This window comes from Actinomadura terrae (assembly GCF_022751215.1).
GTDB lineage: Bacteria > Actinomycetota > Actinomycetes > Streptosporangiales > Streptosporangiaceae > Spirillospora > Spirillospora terrae.
Window position 1 is genome coordinate 39,414 of sequence record NZ_JAICDG010000009.1, and the last position, 16,214, is coordinate 55,627.

The window sequence follows — 16,214 nt, forward strand, 5'->3', positions numbered from 1 at the left end:
GGGCCTCCGTCCCTCGTGACGTCTTCCGTGGTCGTGGGGACGAGCCATGCGGCGTACGACCCTTACCGTCCGGGGGCTACCCGGCACCTGATCAACGAAACGCGCCCCGCGTGCACCCGGAGTGCGGACAGGCGCGGACCCGGAGGGCGGACGGGCGCGCCGAGCGGTGGTGCCGGACGCGGGGCCGTCCGGGCCCGGACCTAAACTCATCTGCATGACACCCCCCGGAGACGGCGCGGTCGAGCTGGACACGCTCGTCAAGCGCTACGGCACGGCGACGGCCGTGGACGGCCTGTCGCTGAGCGCCGCCCGGGGCGCCGTCACGGCGCTGCTCGGGCCGAACGGGGCGGGCAAGACCACCACGATCGAGATCTGCGAGGGGTTCCGCCGCGCCGACGCCGGGACCGTCCGCGTCCTCGGCCTGGACCCCGTCGCCGACGCCCGGGCCCTGAAACCGCGCGTCGGGGTCATGCCGCAGTCGGGCGGCGTGCCGGGCACGGCGCGGGCCGGGGAGTTCCTCCGGCTGGTCGCCTCCTTCCACGCCACCCCCCTCGACCCGGACGCGCTGCTCGCGCGGCTCGGCCTCACCGGGCAGGCCCGCACCCAGTACCGGCGGCTGTCGGGCGGGCAGCAGCAGCGGCTGTCGCTGGCGGTCGCCGTGGTCGGACGTCCCGAGCTGGTCTTCCTCGACGAGCCCACCACCGGCCTCGACCCGCAGGCCAGGCACGCCACCTGGGAGCTGGTCGAGGGGCTGCGCGCCGCCGGGGCGTCGGTCGTGCTCACCACCCACAACATGGACGAGGCCGAGCGACTCGCCGACCGGGTCGTCATCGTCGACCACGGCAGGGTCGTCGCGGAGGGCACCCCGGTCGAGCTCACCGGCGCGGAGCGGCAGCTGCGCTTCCGCGCCCGCCCGGGGCTCGGACTGGAGGAGCTGATCTCCGCGCTGCCCGCCGGGAGCGCCGCCAAGGAGTCGCCCGCCGGGCACTACCTGATCGAGGCGGACGTGCGGCCCGAGCTGCTCGCCACCGTCACCGCCTGGTGCGCCTCGCACGGCGTCCTCACCGAGGACCTGCGGATCGAGCGCCGCACGCTGGAGGACGTCTTTCTGGAGCTGACCGGACGGGAGCTGCGCCCATGACCACCGCCACGCCCGGGGCGTCCGGGGTGCCCGGCGCGCCCGGATCACCGGCGGTCGAGCTGGACCTCGCGCCCGCGCCGGGCGCCGTCCCGCTGCCGCGGATGGTGCTGTCCCAGGCCGCCTACGAGTTCCGCACGGTGCTGCGCAACGGCGAGCAGCTGCTGCTGACCCTGGTCATCCCGGTCGTGCTGCTCACGCTGTTCAGCGCCACCTCACTGCTGGACCTCGGCTCCGGCCGCCGCGTCGACTTCCTCGCGCCCGGCATCCTCGCGCTGGCGGTGATGTCCACCGCGTTCACCGGCCAGGCGATCGGCACCGGGTTCGAGCGCCGCTACGGCGTGCTGAAGCGGCTCGGCGCCACGCCGCTGCCGCGCGGCGGGTTGATCGCCGCCAAGACCCTGACTGTCGTCGCGGTGGAAGCGCTCCAGGCCGCGGTGATCTCCGCGGTCGCGCTGGCGCTCGGCTGGCACCCGCACGGCGACCCCGTCTCGGTGGTCGCGCTGCTCCTGCTCGGCACCGCCGCCTTCAGCGGGTTCGGCCTGCTGATGGCGGGAACGCTCCGCGCCGAGGCGACCCTCGCCGCCGCCAACCTCGTCTACATCCTGCTGCTGGCGGTCGGCGGCGTGGTGTTCCCGCTCGACAAGTTCCCGGGCGGGGTCCGGGACGTCCTGGAGCTGCTGCCCATCTCGGCGCTGGCGGACGGGCTGCGCCGCGTCCTCCAGCACGGCGCCGCGTTCCCCGGCAAGCCGCTCCTCGTCCTGGCCGTGTGGGCCGCCGCGGGGCTCGTCCTCGCGGCCCGATTCTTCAGGTGGGAGTGAAACGGTGGCACTCACCGAGGCGCCCGGCCCGCCCCTGCGGCGTTCCAGGCGCGGCGCGTCCGCGTTCGGAAGGTTCTCGGTCGGATCACTGTCGCTCGGGTCGGTGCCGCCGCCCGCGCTGATCCTGCTCGGCATCGTCTCGCTTCAGGTCGGCGCCGGCCTCGCCAAGAACCTCTTCGACCGGCTGCCGCCGAGCTCCGTCGTGTCGATACGGCTGCTGACCTCGGCGATCGTGCTGGGGTTCCTGGCCCGGGGGGCGCTGCGGACGGTCCTGCGCGACCACTCCCGCAAGAGCCTCGCGATCGCGGCCGGGTTCGGGCTGGCGCTGGCGCTGATGAACTTCTCCATCTACCAGTCGTTCTCCCGGATCCCGCTCGGCGTCGCGGTGACGATCGAGTTCCTCGGGCCACTGCTGGTCGCGATCGCCGCGTCCCGGCGTCCGCGCGACCTCGTCTGGGCGGCGCTGGCGGGCACGGGCGTGGTGATGCTGGCCGAGGGCGGCGGCGACGTGGACCTCGTCGGCGTCGGGTTCGCGCTGCTGGCCGGGGCGTGCTGGGCCGCCTACATCCTGCTCACCGCCGCCACCGGCAGGCGGTTCTCCGGCTCCACCGGCCTCGCCGTCGCCAGCATCGTCGGGACGGCGCTGGTCCTGCCGCTCGGCGTCGCGTCCGGCGGCACCGCCCTGCTCGACCCGAAGCTGCTGCTGATCGGCCTCGGCGTCGGGCTGCTGTCGTCGGTGATCCCCTACTCGCTGGAACTGGAGGCGCTGCGGCGGATGCCCGCCCGCGTCTTCGGCATCCTCATGAGCCTGGAGCCCGCCGTCGCCGCGCTGGTCGGCGTGACGATCCTCGGAGAGATCCTCGGCGCCCGCCAGTGGGCCGCGATCGGCTGCGTGATCGTCGCCTGCGCGGGCGCCACGCTGAGCCAGCGGACGCCGCCGGAGGCACCGGAAGCGTGATTTGCGAAAGCGCGGGACGCGTGACGCGGAAAGCGCCGGAAACGTCCGGGACGTCGCGGACGGGCGCGGCGCCGTGCGAGGATCAGGACGGACGACCGTCGAGCCGAGAGGAGCCTTCGTGACCGGCAGCACCGAGGACCAGGGGACTCCGCCGCAGTTCTCCGAAGCGGCGATCTTCGAGGTGGGGACGGCGTCGTTCGTCGACTTCCTGCGCCTGCACTCCCCCGGACTGCTGCCCGTCAACCGGCTGCCCGACATCGGGACCGTCCCCGAGCTGCCGCACGGCACGACCGTCCTCGCGCTGACGTTCCCCGGCGGCGTCATGATGGCAGGGGATCGGCGCGCCACCCAGGGCAACCGCATCGCCTACCGCGAGCTTCAGAAGGTGCAGCGCGGCGACGAGTACTCCGCCGTGGCGTTCGCGGGCACGGTCGGGATCGCGCTGGAGATGGTCCGGCTGTTCCAGGTGGAGCTGGAGCACTACGAGAAGATGGAGACCGTCCCGCTGTCGCTGCCGGCCAAGGCCCGCCGCCTCGGCGCCGTCATCCAGGCCAACCTCGCGCAGGCGTTGCAGGGCCTCGCGGTCGTCCCGCTGTTCGCCGGGTACGAGCCGGGCGCCGAGACCGGGCGGATCTACTCCTACGACATCACCGGCGCCCCGCAGGAGACCCGCGGCTTCCACGCCGACGGCTCCGGCTCCCCCTACGCGCTCGGCTCGCTGAAGAAGCTCTACCGGCCCGACCTGTCGATCCGGGACGCGGCGACTGTCAGCATCCAGGCCCTCTACGACGCCGCCGACGACGACTCCGCCACTGGCGGCCCCGACCGGTCGCGGCGCATCTACCCGACCATCGCCGTCGTCACCGAGGACGGCTACCGCGCCCTGCCCGAGGACGAGGTGTCCGAGATCGCCGGGGAGGTCCTCGACGCGCGCCGGAACGCGCCGCGCGGGCCCGTCGCGCCGCTGCGCTGACGGGGCCGGCGAGGGGACGCCGGGCGGGGCGCTGAGCGCGGGGAACGTCGTACCCGGCTCGTAGACTCGGCCGCATGGCACGGGCGAACGACGAGGCTGCGGCCCTCATCCAGGAACTGGCGGACCTGCTCTCGATCACGGGCGGCGACGCGTTCAAGATCCGGGCGTACGAGAAGGCGGCCCGCGCGATCGCCGGGTACCCCGGCGACATCGCCGAACTCGACCTGGCCGGGCTCCGCGCGATCCCCTCGGTCGGCGCGGCGATCGCGAAGAAGGTCGCCGACTACAACACCACGGGCACGATCCGGCAGGTCGAGGAGCTGCGGCTGCGCATCCCCGCCGGCGTACGCGCCCTCACCGCGATCCCCACCCTCGGCCCGAAGAAGGCCCTGACCGTCTACGAGGAGCTCGGCGTCTCCTCCGTCGACGAGCTTGCCACCGCGATCGAGGAGGGCAGGCTCAGCGGCCTGAAGGGCTTCGGCGCCAAGACCGAGGAGAACATCCTGCGCGGCATCGAGTTGATGCGCGCCTCGGGCGGTCGCGTACTGGTCGACGCGGCCGCGAGCGTCGCCGACGAGATCGTCGCGGCGCTGTCGGCACTCCCCCAGGTGGAGCGCTGCGCGCACGCCGGGTCCCTGCGCCGCATGCGCGAGACGATCGGGGACGTCGACGTCCTCGCCGCGTCCCGTGACCCGCACCCGATCATGGAGGCGTTCACCGCCCTGCCCGTCGTCGCCGAGGTCGTCGCGGGTGGCGACAAGAAGACCTCGATCCGCACCGCCACCGGCCTCCAGGTCGACCTGCGGGTCGTCCCGCCCGAGTCGTGGGGGGCCGCGATGCAGTACTTCACCGGTTCCCAGGCGCACAACATCCGCACCCGCGAGATCGCGGTGCGGGCCGGGCTCAAGCTGTCGGAGTACGGCCTGTTCCACGCGGGCTCGGACGAGTTGATCGTCTCCGCGACCGAGGAGGAGGTCTACGACCGCCTCGGCCTGCCCTGGATCCACCCGACCCTCCGCGAGGACACCGGCGAGATCGAGGCCGCCCTCGACGGCACGCTGCCCGCCCTGCTCACCGAGGCCGACCTGCGCGGCGACCTGCACAGCCACACCGACCTGACCGACGGCACCGCGTCCCTGGAGGCCATGGCCGCCGCCGCCGCGGCCCGCGGCCTGGAGTACTACGCGATCACCGACCACGCGCCCGACCTGGTCATGCAGCGCATGACCGACGAGAAGATGCTCGCGCAGCGCGCCCGGATCGCCGAACTCCAGAAGGAGTACCCGGACCTCGTCCTCCTGCACGGCACCGAACTGAACATCGACCCCGACGGCGGCGTCGACTGGGACGCGGACTTCCTGTCCGGCTTCGACGTGTGCGTGGCCTCCGTCCACTCCCACTTCACCCAGGACCAGGACGCGATGACGCGGCGCCTCGTCCGCGCGTGCGAGAACCCGCACGTCCACGTCATCGGCCACCCCACGGCCCGCAGCATCGGCCGCCGCCCCCCGGTCGACGCCGACTGGGACGAGGTCTTCCGCGCCGCCGCCCGCACCGGCACCGCCCTGGAGATCGACTCCTTCCCCGACCGCCTCGACCTCCCCGCCGACCTGATCCGCCGCGCCAAGCGCTTCGGCTGCCGCTTCTCCGTCGACACCGACGCCCACTCCCTCGGCCACCACCGCAACATCCGCTACGGCGTCGGCACGGCCCAGCGAGGCTGGCTGACCCCCGACGACGTCATCAACACCTGGCCCCTCCCCCGCCTCCGCGCCTTCCTCAAGAAGTCCTGACAACTGCGTTCACAAAGCCCCGCCCCAAGCCCCTCACCTAGCAGCTCGTGCCTTGGCGGCCGCGGACTCCCTTCGCGATCTTCCCGGCGGGACCTCGCCTGCGGCGCCCCCACCGCTCAGCTAAGCGCCCGCGTGACGGCTGAGGCCACCGCGCAACGCGCGCCCTAGGGCTGGCGCTCTGGCACACGGGAGGACGGCGGCGGTTCCTGGCGCCAACCTCCCTGCGAGGATCGCGCCCGCTGTCGTCCTCGACGGAGACGGCGGAAAGGCGGGAGACGGCGGAGTCGACGGGCCGCGTCCCGGCGGGGGCGCGGATGGGGGCGGGCGGATCAGGCGGGTTGGGGGCTTCGGCCGTCGCGGGGCGCGGAGTGAGCACGGCGACGGGACGGGCCCCGATCACGCAGCGAGAGGGCATGCGCCAAGCGGCGATCCAAAGCAGAGCGGCGCCGAGCATGTGCAAGACGACTAGCGGCGCGGGCGCGGACGGGCGGTCAGGCGGTCAGGCGGGTTGGGGGCTTCGGCCGTCGCCGGGTGCGGGGCGGGCACGGCGGCCGGGACAGGGCCCCGGCCGCCACGCAGCGAGAGGGCCAAGTGCCAGGCCGCGATCCTCAGCAGGACGGCGAGGTTCGACGGGCCGCGTCCCGGCGCCAGCGGGTCAGGCGGGTTGGAGGCTTCGGCCGTCGCCGGGTGCGGGGTGAGCACGGGGGCCGGGACGGGCCCGGTCGCGCCGGGAGGGCCGAGGCCGAGCGCCAAGCGGCGATCCACACCAGGAGAGGGCCGAGCATGTGCAAGACGACCAGCAGCGCGGGCGCGGACGGACGGTCAGGCGGTCAGGCGGGTTGGGGGCTTCGGCCGTCACCGGGTGCAGGGGGGCGGCGGCCCGGACAGGACCCCAGTCGCGCAGCGTGATGGCCGAGCGCCATACCGCGATCCACAGCAGGATGGCGGGGCTCGATGGGCCGCGTCCCGGCACGGGCGCCGGCGGGGCCAACGGGTCAGGCGGGTTGGGGGGCTTCTGCCGTCGCGGGGTGCGGGGTGGGCGCGGCGGCGGGCGGGACGGGGCCTCGGTCGCGCAGCGAGAGGGCCAGGCGCCAGGCCGCGATCCACAGCAGGACGGCGCCGAGCATGTGCAGGACGACCAGTGGGCCCGGCACGCCCATGAAGTACTGGATGTAGCCGAGCGCGCCCTGCGCCAGCTCCAGGGCGATCAGCTCGTGGACGCGGCGCCGGGCGGCCCGCGGGGCGCCCGTACGGTGCAGCACGACGGCGGTGAGGGCCGTCAGCCCGACCGTGATCCAGGCGAGGCCGCTGTGCACGCGCGTGACGTCCTCGATGTTGAAGCCCCAGCGGCGGGAGTCGGCGTCGCCCGCGTGCGGGCCGGTGCCGGTCACGATGGTGCCCGCGACGAGCACCACGCCGCAAGCGGCCACGAGCGCGGCGGCGAGGCGGCGGACTGCGGGGGCGGCCAGCGCGCGCGGCGGCTCGTCGCCCTCGCCGGCGCGGACCCACAGGATCACACAGAAGATCAGCAGGGCGGGCGACACCATGAAGTGCAGGGCGACTGAGGCGGGGTGCAGGTCCGTGAGGACGACGATGCCGCCGATCACTGCCTGCGCCACGACGCTCATCGGCTGCGCCAGCGCCCACCGGACGAGGTCCTTGCGGCGGGGCCGCAGCCGCAGCGCCGCGACGAAGACCAGCACGCCGACGCCCAGCACCACGAACGTGAGCAGCCGGTTGCCGAACTCGATCGACATGTTCAGCGCGGGGTGCTCGGCGCTGCGGGTCGGGACGAGGCTGTCGCCGGTGCAGCGGGGCCACTCAGGGCAGCCGAGCCCGGACTTGGTGACCCGGACGGCGCCGCCGGTCGCGACGATCAGCGCGTTGCCGATCACGCCGAGCAGCGCCAGGAACCGCAGCGACCCGGGGGTGGGATGCCAGACGGCATCACGGACGCGGGTCAGCGGGTTCGGGGATCGTTCGGCCACGGCAACCATCGTATGGGCGGGCCACGTGGGCCCTGACCCGCCCCCCGGTTACCCACTGGCCCGTCTCCGGTCACCCGCCGACCCACCCCACGGTCACCCGCCGGCCCGCTCTCTGGTCACCCGCCGACCTACCTGGCCGTCACCCGCCAGCCCACCCCGTGGTGATCCGCCGCCCCACATCGCCGTCGCCCGCCGGACCACCCCGTGGCACTCCGCTCGCCCACGCTGTGGTGACCCGCCAGCCCGCACGCCGACCCATCCTGTTGTTACCCGCTGGCCCGCATTGCGGTCACCCGCCGGCCCACACCGCCGTTATCGGGCAGCCCACCCCGTGGTCGCCCGTTGGTCTGTGCTGTGGTCGTCCGCCGGTCTACCTGGCCGTCATCCGCCGTAGGTGCCGGGGCCTCCCGGTGCGACGAATCCGGATGGGCCCTGCGGCGCCCATGGCGGGCCCGCTCGGTGTCGGGGCGGGGTGCGCAGGAATGCCTGCCTGGCCAGCGCCATCAGGCCGAGCAGCGCGTCGCGGCGGGCCTCGAACCAGCGCGGTTCGGCCACGCCCCGGTCGGCGCGCTTGTGGAGCAGCGCCAGCTCCGTCGCGGCGAGCTGGTAGTCGGTCATCGCGCGTCCGGCGGGTGCGCCGCCGACGCCGCGCGCCCATCTCCGGGCGGCGCGGCGGGCCGGGATCGAGCGCAGCATCCGCACGTCCTGGGGTGTGACCAGGCCCGTCCCGGCGTACATGGGCAGGTAGGCCTCGATGCGCCGGACGGTGTTGTGCCGCTCGACGGCGACGATGACGATCAGCGCGACCAGGACGCAGAAGTCCAGCACGTAGACGATGCCGAGCCCGCCGAGCCCGAAAGTGGTGGCGCCGTTCCACAGCCCGTGCAGCAGCATCGCGCCGAGCAGGCCCGCCAGCGGCGCGAGGATCTGCCCTCTGCGGTGCGTGGCGGCGTAGGCGACGCCGAGGCCGGTCATCGCCGTGAACAGGGGGTGGCTGAGGGGCGCGACCAGGCCGCGCAGGACGAACACCGCCTGGAGCTGCTGCGCGCCGCCGTCGTCGTAGGCGCGCATGTAGTAGGTGATGTTCTCCATCATCGCGAAGCCGAGGCCGACCATGGCGGCGTAGATCAGCCCGTCCGCGAAGCCGTCGATCTCGTTGCGGCGGAACCACAGCATGCCGAACAGCGCGGCGCCCTTCAGCGACTCCTCGATGAGCGGGGCGCCGAACGTGGCGCTGACGAAGTGCCCCTTCTGCTCACCGAAGATCGGGACGGTGACGTACAGCAGCCCGAGCGTGTTGAGGATCAGCGCGCCGAGGACGGCGACGCCCGCGCCCCACATGAACGAGAAGACCAGCGCGCGCGGCGGTTCGGGCTCCAGCCGGTCCAGCATGAGCGCGAGCGCGACCAGCAGCGGGATCGGGATGATCGCGAGGAGGACCCCGACCCAGAACCCGGCGCCGCCGTAGAGGGCGTCGACGGCGAGCGCGACGACGGCGCACAGCCCCGAGGTGGTCAGCCCCGCGATCAGTGCGACCGGGGGCCTGCCCGGAATCCGCCCTTCGAGCACCGCCTTGGGATCGACTCGCGCCATGACGTGAGCGTAACGGGAGGGCGGGTGGAGCGGTACGCCCGACCCGTCACCCACGGTGATCGGACGCAGCGCCCAAAAGCGGGGTCAGTGCAGCAGCGGGTCGACGGCGACCGCTGTGAACAGCAGCGCCAGGTAGACGTTGGAGAGGTGGAAGAAGCGCATCGGACGCAGGTGGACGCCGGTCACCCCGGCGCGGACGGCCCGCAGCAGCCGGTGCCCCTCGGCGAGGAACACCAGCCCGAGGACGACCGCGACGGCCCCGTACACCGGCCCCATCCCGGCGACCGGCCACAGCAGCAGCGAGCACGCGACGGTGGCGTAGGTGTAGACGAGGCTCTCGGTGACGACGCGGCGCTCGGTGGCGACGACCGGCAGCATCGGGACCTTGGCGACCGCGTAGTCCTCGCGGTAGCGCATGGCGAGCGTCCAGGTGTGCGGCGGCGTCCACAGGAACACGACGCCGAACAGCACGAGCGGGGTCCAGGCGAGCTCGCCGGTGATCGCGGCCCAGCCGATGAGGACGGGCATGCAGCCCGCGATGCCGCCCCACACCACGTTCTGCGAGGTGCGGCGCTTGAGAAGCAGCGAGTACACGAAGACGTAGAACAGGATCGCGAACAGCGATCCCGCCGCGGCCAGCGGGTTGACCGCGACCAGGAACCCGGCGGTGGACAGCGCCGCGAGCGTGATCCCGAAGATCAGCGCGCGGGCGGGGGTGACCTGGTGGCGGGCCAGCGGGCGGCGCCGGGTGCGGCGCATCTTGGCGTCGATGTCGCGGTCGATGTAGCAGTTGATCGCGTTGGCGGCGCCGGCCGACATCGTCCCGAACGCCAGTGTCAGCAGGACGACCGGCAGCGGCGGGGCGCCGCCCTCGGCGAGGAACATCACCGGGATCGTGGTGATCAGGAGCAGCTCGATCACGCGCGGCTTGGTGAGCGCGACGTAGGCGCGCACGCTCGCGCCGAGCGACCGCGCGGCGGGCACCGCCTCACCGGCCGCCGCTCCGCCGGTCGCCTCGGCCATCGCTTCGAGGGAGTCCGCGGGTGCCCCCGGCACCTGCTCGTCGAGCTCGACCCCGCGCTTGTTGCTGAGCACCGTCACAATCGGGTCCACGTCCAACTAGGGATGGGAAATCGCGTACCGTCCGCGCTGCCCCCCGCGATCCGGGCCGGCCTCGACTTGGCTGCGACTTCGGCTTGGTGAAGATACCGCGGCCGCTGCCGTCAGCCGCGCAATCACTGTAGTCCGCCCCCTCCGCGGGTCGCTCACCGGGTCGCCCGCCGGGCCCGCCGGAGCGGCCGGCGAACCGCTCCCGCCGCATACCAGGAGGCCGCGCGGGGGGCTCGCCCGCGTCGACCCCAGTTCACCCCCGCGAGGGGTTAGCCGCGAACGCGATCGGGCAGGGGGTTGGGGAACCCGACCCCCGAACGCGGGTCCGGGGAGGCCAGTCCGGGCTCCGCATCGCATGGAAACGGACTCAGTCGCATGGCACGGACGCATGGGACGCGGGGAACGGACGCATGGGGTGCACGGGCTCACAAAGTACGGAGTCCCGGGGCGCCGCGTCCCCGCTCCCGCCTGCGGCGGCCCGGCCGCGCGATAGGCTCGCGACGTGGAGTGATCTTCTTCGCCGGCCACGCGGACGGCGGCCGTGAGGGGACCTGTACGGAGGACGCAGGGCCGGAAGACGCACGGCGGTGCCGGACGTTATGCCAGTGGGGCCGCGCCGCGAGGCGTCTCCCCCGCCCTTGGGGGGCACGTCTCTGGTGCACGGTGTCCGGGCGACAAAGGCTGCCGAATGCAGGCAGTGCATAAAACAGCAGCACGCATAACAGCAGGACACACGGCAGCAGTGCATACAACGGGTTCGTGCGAGCAGGGTCACACGCAGTTCATGACACAGGCAGTTCATAACAGCAGTGCGAGAGGAGCCTGGCGTTCCGTGAGTGGGGACAACAGCACGTTTGAATGGTCCGACCTGGACCGGCGGGCGGTGGACGTGGTCCGCGCCCTCGCCATGGACGCGGTCGAGGAGGCGGGCTCGGGTCACCCCGGGACCGCGATGAGCCTCGCGCCGGCCGCCTACCTTCTCTTCCAGCGGTTCCTCCGGCACGACCCGACGGACCCGCATTGGCCGGGCCGGGACCGGTTCGTGCTGTCGTGCGGGCATTCCAGCCTGACCCTGTACATCCAGCTCTACCTGTCGGGCTACCCGCTGACGCTGGACGACCTGAAGTCGCTGCGCAAGTGGGGCAGCCTCACCCCGGGCCACCCCGAGTTCGGGCACACCGCGGGCGTGGAGACGACCACGGGGCCGCTCGGCCAGGGCATCGCCAACGCCGTGGGCATGGCGATGGCGGCGCGCCGCGAGCGCGGCCTGTTCGACCCGGACGCGCCGCTCGGCGAGTCCCCCTTCGACCACACCGTCTGGGCGTTCGCGTCCGACGGCGACATCGAGGAGGGCATCAGCCACGAGGCGAGCGCGCTCGCCGGCCACCAGCGGCTCGGCAACCTGGTGCTGCTGTACGACGACAACCACATCTCGATCGAGGACGACACGGCGATCGCGCTGTCGGAGGACGTCCGCGCCCGGTACGCGGCCTACGGCTGGGACGTGCACAACGTCGACTGGACCGAGAACGGCGACTACGAGGAGAACGTCGGCCGGCTCGCCGAGGCGTTCGCCGCCGCGCAGGCCGAGACGTCCCGCCCGTCGTTCATCGCCCTGCGCACGATCATCGGCTGGCCCGCGCCGAACAAGAAGAACACCGGCAAGATCCACGGGTCCGCGCTGGGCGCCGACGAGGTCGCCGCGACCAAGCGGCTCCTCGGCATGGACCCGGCGAAGACCTTCCAGGTCCCCGAGGAGGTCCTCGACCACGCCCGCGCGGTGTCCGCGCGGGGCCGCGCCGAGCACGGCGAATGGAACAAGGCGTTCGCGGCCTGGCGCGAGGCGAACGCGGTGCGCGCCGCCGAGTACGACCGGATCTCGACGCGGACGCTCCCGGCGGGCTGGGAAGCGGCCCTGCCGGAGTTCGAGGCGGGCAAGGCGCTCGCGACCCGCGCCGCGTCCGGCGAGGTGCTGACCGCGCTGGCGCCGGTGCTGCCGGAGCTGTGGGGCGGCTCGGCGGACCTGGCCGAGAGCAACAACACGACGATGAAGGGCGAGCCGTCCTTCATCCCCGAGGAGTTCCAGACCAAGGAGTTCCCGGGCGACCGGTACGGCCGCACGCTGCACTTCGGCGTCCGCGAGCATGCGATGGGCGCGATCTGCAACGGGATCGCGCTGCACGGCGGCACCCGCCCCTACGGCGGCACGTTCCTGATCTTCAGCGACTACATGCGCCCGGCGGTGCGGCTCGCGGCGCTGATGAAGCTGCCGGTCACCTACGTGTGGACGCACGACTCGATCGGCCTCGGCGAGGACGGCCCGACCCACCAGCCGGTCGAGCACCTGTGGGCGCTGCGCGCGATCCCCGGCCTGGACGTGGTGCGCCCGGCGGACGCGAACGAGACCGCGGTCGCGTGGCGGACCGTCCTGGAGCACGGCGACCGCCCGGCGGGCCTCGCGCTGACCCGGCAGAAGCTGCCGACGCTGGAGCGCGGCGGCGGGATCGCGTCCGCGGACGGCGCGGCCAAGGGCGGCTACGTGCTGGTGGACGCCGAGGGCGGCCGGCCCGAGGTGATCCTCATCGCGACCGGCAGTGAGGTGCAACTCGCATTGGAGGCGCGCGAGACCCTCCAGGCGGAGGGCACCCCGACGCGGGTCGTCTCGATGCCGTGCGTGGAGTGGTTCGAGGAGCAGACCGACGCCTACCGGCAGGAGGTGCTGCCGCCCGGCGTGCGCGCCCGCGTGTCGGTGGAGGCCGGGATCGCGCTCGGCTGGCGCGGCTACGTCGGCGACACCGGCGAGTCGGTGAGCCTGGAGCACTTCGGCGCGTCCGCCGACTACAAGACGCTGTACCTCCAGTTCGGGATCACCGCCGAGCGGGTCGTCGCGGCGGCGAAGGCCAGCCTGATCAAGGCCGGTGTCAAGGACGCCGGCCGCGGCGAGACCACCGGCAACTGAACCCCCGACAACCGAACCACCGGCTCACGGGGCCCGTCTCGGCGGGCCCCGGGGCCGCCCCCCGCGAACTCGATGACGAGGAGAAAGCGATGAGCGACAACCTGAAGCGGCTCTCGGACGAGGGCGTGTCGATCTGGCTCGACGACATCAGCCGGGAACGGCTGCGGACGGGCGGCCTCGCGGCCCTGGTCAGGGACAGCAACGTCGTCGGCGTCACGTCCAACCCGACGATCTTCGCCAAGGCGCTGAGCAAGGGCACCGCCTACGACGACCAGGTCCGCGACCTGGCGCTGCGCGGCGTGGACGTCGAGGAGGCGTCCCGCGCGATCACCACCTACGACATCCGCTGGGGCTGCGACGTGCTGCGCCCCGTCTACGACCGGACGGAGGGCCTGGACGGCCGCGTGTCGATCGAGGTCGACCCGCGGCTGGCCCGCGAGACCGACCGGACGGTCGCCGAGGCGCGCGCGCTGTGGTGGCTGGTGGACCGGCCGAACCTGTTCATCAAGATCCCGGCGACGCCCGCCGGGCTGCCGGCGATCACCGCGACGCTCGCCGAGGGCATCAGCGTGAACGTGACGCTGATCTTCTCGCTGGAGCGGTACGGCGAGGTCATCGAGGCGTTCTTCGCGGGCCTGGAGCAGGCGCGCGCGAACGGCCACGACCTGTCGCAGATCGCCTCGGTCGCCTCGTTCTTCGTCAGCCGGGTCGACACCGAGATCGACAAGCGGCTCGACAAGATCGGCTCGGACGAGGCGAAGGGCCTGCGCTCCAAGGCGGGCCTCGCCAACGCGCGGCTCGCGTACGCGCTGTACGAGGAGAAGTTCGGCACCGACCGCTGGAAGGCGCTGAAGGACGCGGGGGCCCGCCCGCAGCGTCCGCTGTGGGCGTCCACCGGCGTGAAGGACCCGAACCTCAAGGACACCCTGTACGTGGACGAGCTGGTCGCGCCCGGCACCGTGAACACGATGCCGGAGGCGACGCTGGAGGCCGAGGCCGACCACGGCGAGGTCCGCGGCGACACGGTCCGGGGCGCCTACGACGACGCCCGCGCGCACATGGCGGCGCTGAAGGCCGTCGGCGTCGACTACGACGACGTGGTGCAGGTCCTGGAGGACGAGGGCGTCGAGAAGTTCGAGGCGTCCTGGACGGAGCTGCTCGGCTCCATCTCCGGCGAGTTGAAGTCCAAGAGGGCCGGCGCGTGACCTCGGTGGTGACCGCCGGGGGGATCTCGGTCACCATCCGCGGGCCCGTCCTCGACGAGAGCGAGACGGTACTGGACCGGCTCGTCTCCGACGGGGTTCCGGGGGCGCTGGCCTCGCGTAACGCGAAGCTCTGGGGGCCTGACGCGGCCCCGCTCGCCGCCCGCAGGCTGGGCTGGCTGGGGCTGCCGGAGACCTCGCGGTCGCTGGCCCCCCGGCTGGCCGGGCTCGCGGAGCGGGCCCGCGACGACGGGCTCGACCGGATCATGCTGGCCGGAGCGGGTGGCCCCGCGCTGGCCGCCGAGGCGATCTGCCGCACGGCGGGGGTCGAGCTGACCGTCCTGGACACCGCCGATCCGCACGAGGTCGCCCGCGTCCTCGCCGCGGACCTGGACCGGACGCTCGTCGTCACGGCGGGCGAGAGCCTGGAGGCGGACGCCCTGCGGCGCGTCCTCGTCGAGGCGTTCGCCGAGGCGGGCGTGGAGGGCGGACCGGCGCGCCGTTTCGTCGCCGTCGCGGACGCCGGGTCGGCGCTGGAGGGCGCGGCCCGCGAGGCGGGCTGGCCGGTCGTGCCGTCCGAGCCGGACGTGGGCGACCGGTTCGGCGCGCTCGGCGCGGCGGCGCTGGTGCCCGCCGCGCTCGCGGGCGCGGACGTCGACGCGCTGCTGGACGAGGCGACCCGGCTGGCGGGCGCTCTCCGCCAGCCCTACGACAACCCGGCGCTGGCGTTCGGCGCCGCGCTCGGCGCCTCGGCGCTCGGGCACCGCGACAAGCTGGTCATCGCCGACCACGGCTCGGGGCTCGCGGGCTTCGCCGGGTGGGCCGAGCAGCTCGTGGCGGGCGCGACGGGCAAGCGGGGCAAGGGGCTGCTGCCGATCGTGGTGGAGGGCGTCGACTCGCCCGGCTTCGAGCTGACCGACGAGCTGCGCCGGGTCATCCTCGGGCGCCGCCCGGACGAGCCGGGTCCCGGCCGCGAGGCGGGGGTCAGCGTCGCGGGTCCGCTCGGTGCCCAGTTCCTGCTGTGGGAGTACGCGACGGCGGTCGCGTCCCGCGTGATCGGCGTCGATCCGTTCGCCGAGCCGGACGTCGGCGAGTCGCTCGACAGCACCGCCGCGCTGCTGCGCTCGGAGGAGGGCGCGGCGCCGACCGTCGTGCACCGGCCGCCCGCGCTCGTCTCGGACGCGGTGGAGGTGCACGCGCCGGAGGAGCTGCTGAGGGGCGCCCGGACGCTCACGGGCGTCCTGGAGGCGCTGCTGGAGGCCGTTCCGGAGCACGGCTACCTCGCCGTCCTCGCGTATCTGGACCGTTCCGGCGACGCGCGCGCGGCGGACCTGCGCCCGCTGCTCGCCGAGCGCGGCGGCAAGCTGCGCAAGCGGGCGGCGCCGGTGACGTTCGGCTGGGGCCCGCGGCACCTGCACGCGACCGGCCAGTACCACAAGGGCGGCCCGCCCAACGGCGTGTTCTTGCAGATCACGGGGGCGGTGACCGGCGACGTGCCGGTGCCCGGCCGCCCGTACACGCTGGGCGAGCTGCAACTGGCGCAGGCGTTCGGGGATTTGCGCGTGCTGCGGTCGCTGCCGCGGCCCGCCGTCCGGGTCCATCTGCGCGACCGCGCGGAGGGACTCGCCCAGCTCGCCGGCGCCCTCACCTGATCGAACGCCTGACCGAACGAAAGTGAT

At 73.7% G+C, this 16,214-nt stretch carries 12 protein-coding genes; 8 read left to right on the top strand and 4 right to left on the bottom strand.

Annotation, left to right across the window (positions count from 1 at the left end; translation table 11 throughout):
* Positions 1-214: 214 nt before the first annotated feature.
* The 5 genes from K2F47_RS38130 to polX all read left to right on the top strand — a co-directional run bounded on the left by K2F47_RS38130 (position 215) and on the right by polX (position 5,683).
* Entirely contained in the window at positions 215-1,141 is a 927-nt protein-coding gene (locus K2F47_RS38130) for an ABC transporter ATP-binding protein (protein WP_242911126.1), read from the top strand.
* Entirely contained in the window at positions 1,138-1,959 is an 822-nt protein-coding gene (locus K2F47_RS38135; protein ID WP_372490996.1) for an ABC transporter permease, read from the top strand. Before K2F47_RS38130 ends, K2F47_RS38135 begins: the two co-directional genes overlap by 4 nt.
* 4 nt (positions 1,960-1,963) lie before the next feature.
* Positions 1,964-2,917 carry an EamA family transporter gene (locus tag K2F47_RS38140; protein WP_242911127.1) on the top strand — a complete coding sequence of 318 codons (954 nt, stop codon included), beginning with the start codon at positions 1,964-1,966 and terminating at the stop codon, positions 2,915-2,917.
* A 118-nt stretch (positions 2,918-3,035) separates the two neighbouring features.
* Positions 3,036-3,890, top strand: coding sequence for a proteasome subunit beta (gene prcB, locus K2F47_RS38145; protein ID WP_372490997.1), 855 nt, complete (start codon positions 3,036-3,038; stop codon positions 3,888-3,890).
* A gap of 74 nt (positions 3,891-3,964) precedes the next feature.
* Positions 3,965-5,683 carry a DNA polymerase/3'-5' exonuclease PolX gene (gene polX, locus K2F47_RS38150; RefSeq protein ID WP_242911128.1) on the top strand — a complete coding sequence of 573 codons (1,719 nt, stop codon included), beginning with the start codon at positions 3,965-3,967 and terminating at the stop codon, positions 5,681-5,683.
* A 465-nt stretch (positions 5,684-6,148) separates the two neighbouring features.
* Here the strand turns inward: polX and K2F47_RS38155 are convergent, their stop codons facing one another.
* The 4 genes from K2F47_RS38155 to K2F47_RS38170 all read right to left on the bottom strand — a co-directional run bounded on the left by K2F47_RS38155 (position 6,149) and on the right by K2F47_RS38170 (position 10,287).
* Positions 6,149-6,448: a hypothetical protein gene (locus tag K2F47_RS38155; protein WP_242911129.1), complete on the bottom strand. Its 300-nt coding sequence runs from the start codon at positions 6,446-6,448 to the stop codon at positions 6,149-6,151.
* A 230-nt stretch (positions 6,449-6,678) separates the two neighbouring features.
* Positions 6,679-7,680, bottom strand: a complete 1,002-nt coding sequence (locus K2F47_RS38160; protein ID WP_372490999.1) for a COX15/CtaA family protein — start codon at positions 7,678-7,680, stop codon at positions 6,679-6,681.
* A 372-nt stretch (positions 7,681-8,052) separates the two neighbouring features.
* Positions 8,053-9,264: a PrsW family intramembrane metalloprotease gene (locus tag K2F47_RS38165; RefSeq protein ID WP_242911131.1), complete on the bottom strand. Its 1,212-nt coding sequence runs from the start codon at positions 9,262-9,264 to the stop codon at positions 8,053-8,055.
* Positions 9,265-9,348: 84 nt separating this feature from the next.
* Entirely contained in the window at positions 9,349-10,287 is a 939-nt protein-coding gene (locus K2F47_RS38170) for a heme o synthase (protein ID WP_242911210.1), read from the bottom strand.
* Positions 10,288-11,158: 871 nt separating this feature from the next.
* Here K2F47_RS38170 and tkt point away from each other — a divergent pair.
* From tkt to K2F47_RS38185, 3 genes are all read left to right on the top strand, one after another.
* On the top strand, positions 11,159-13,333 hold the full coding sequence (gene tkt / locus K2F47_RS38175; RefSeq protein ID WP_242911132.1) for a transketolase: 2,175 nt from the start codon (positions 11,159-11,161) through the stop codon (positions 13,331-13,333).
* Positions 13,334-13,422: 89 nt separating this feature from the next.
* Positions 13,423-14,538 (top strand): transaldolase, encoded by a 1,116-nt coding sequence (gene tal, locus K2F47_RS38180; protein ID WP_242911133.1) that lies wholly within the window; start codon positions 13,423-13,425, stop codon positions 14,536-14,538.
* Positions 14,535-16,187: a glucose-6-phosphate isomerase gene (locus K2F47_RS38185; protein WP_242911134.1), complete on the top strand. Its 1,653-nt coding sequence runs from the start codon at positions 14,535-14,537 to the stop codon at positions 16,185-16,187. The genes tal and K2F47_RS38185 overlap by 4 nt, the downstream gene beginning before the upstream one ends.
* Positions 16,188-16,214: the final 27 nt, after the last annotated feature.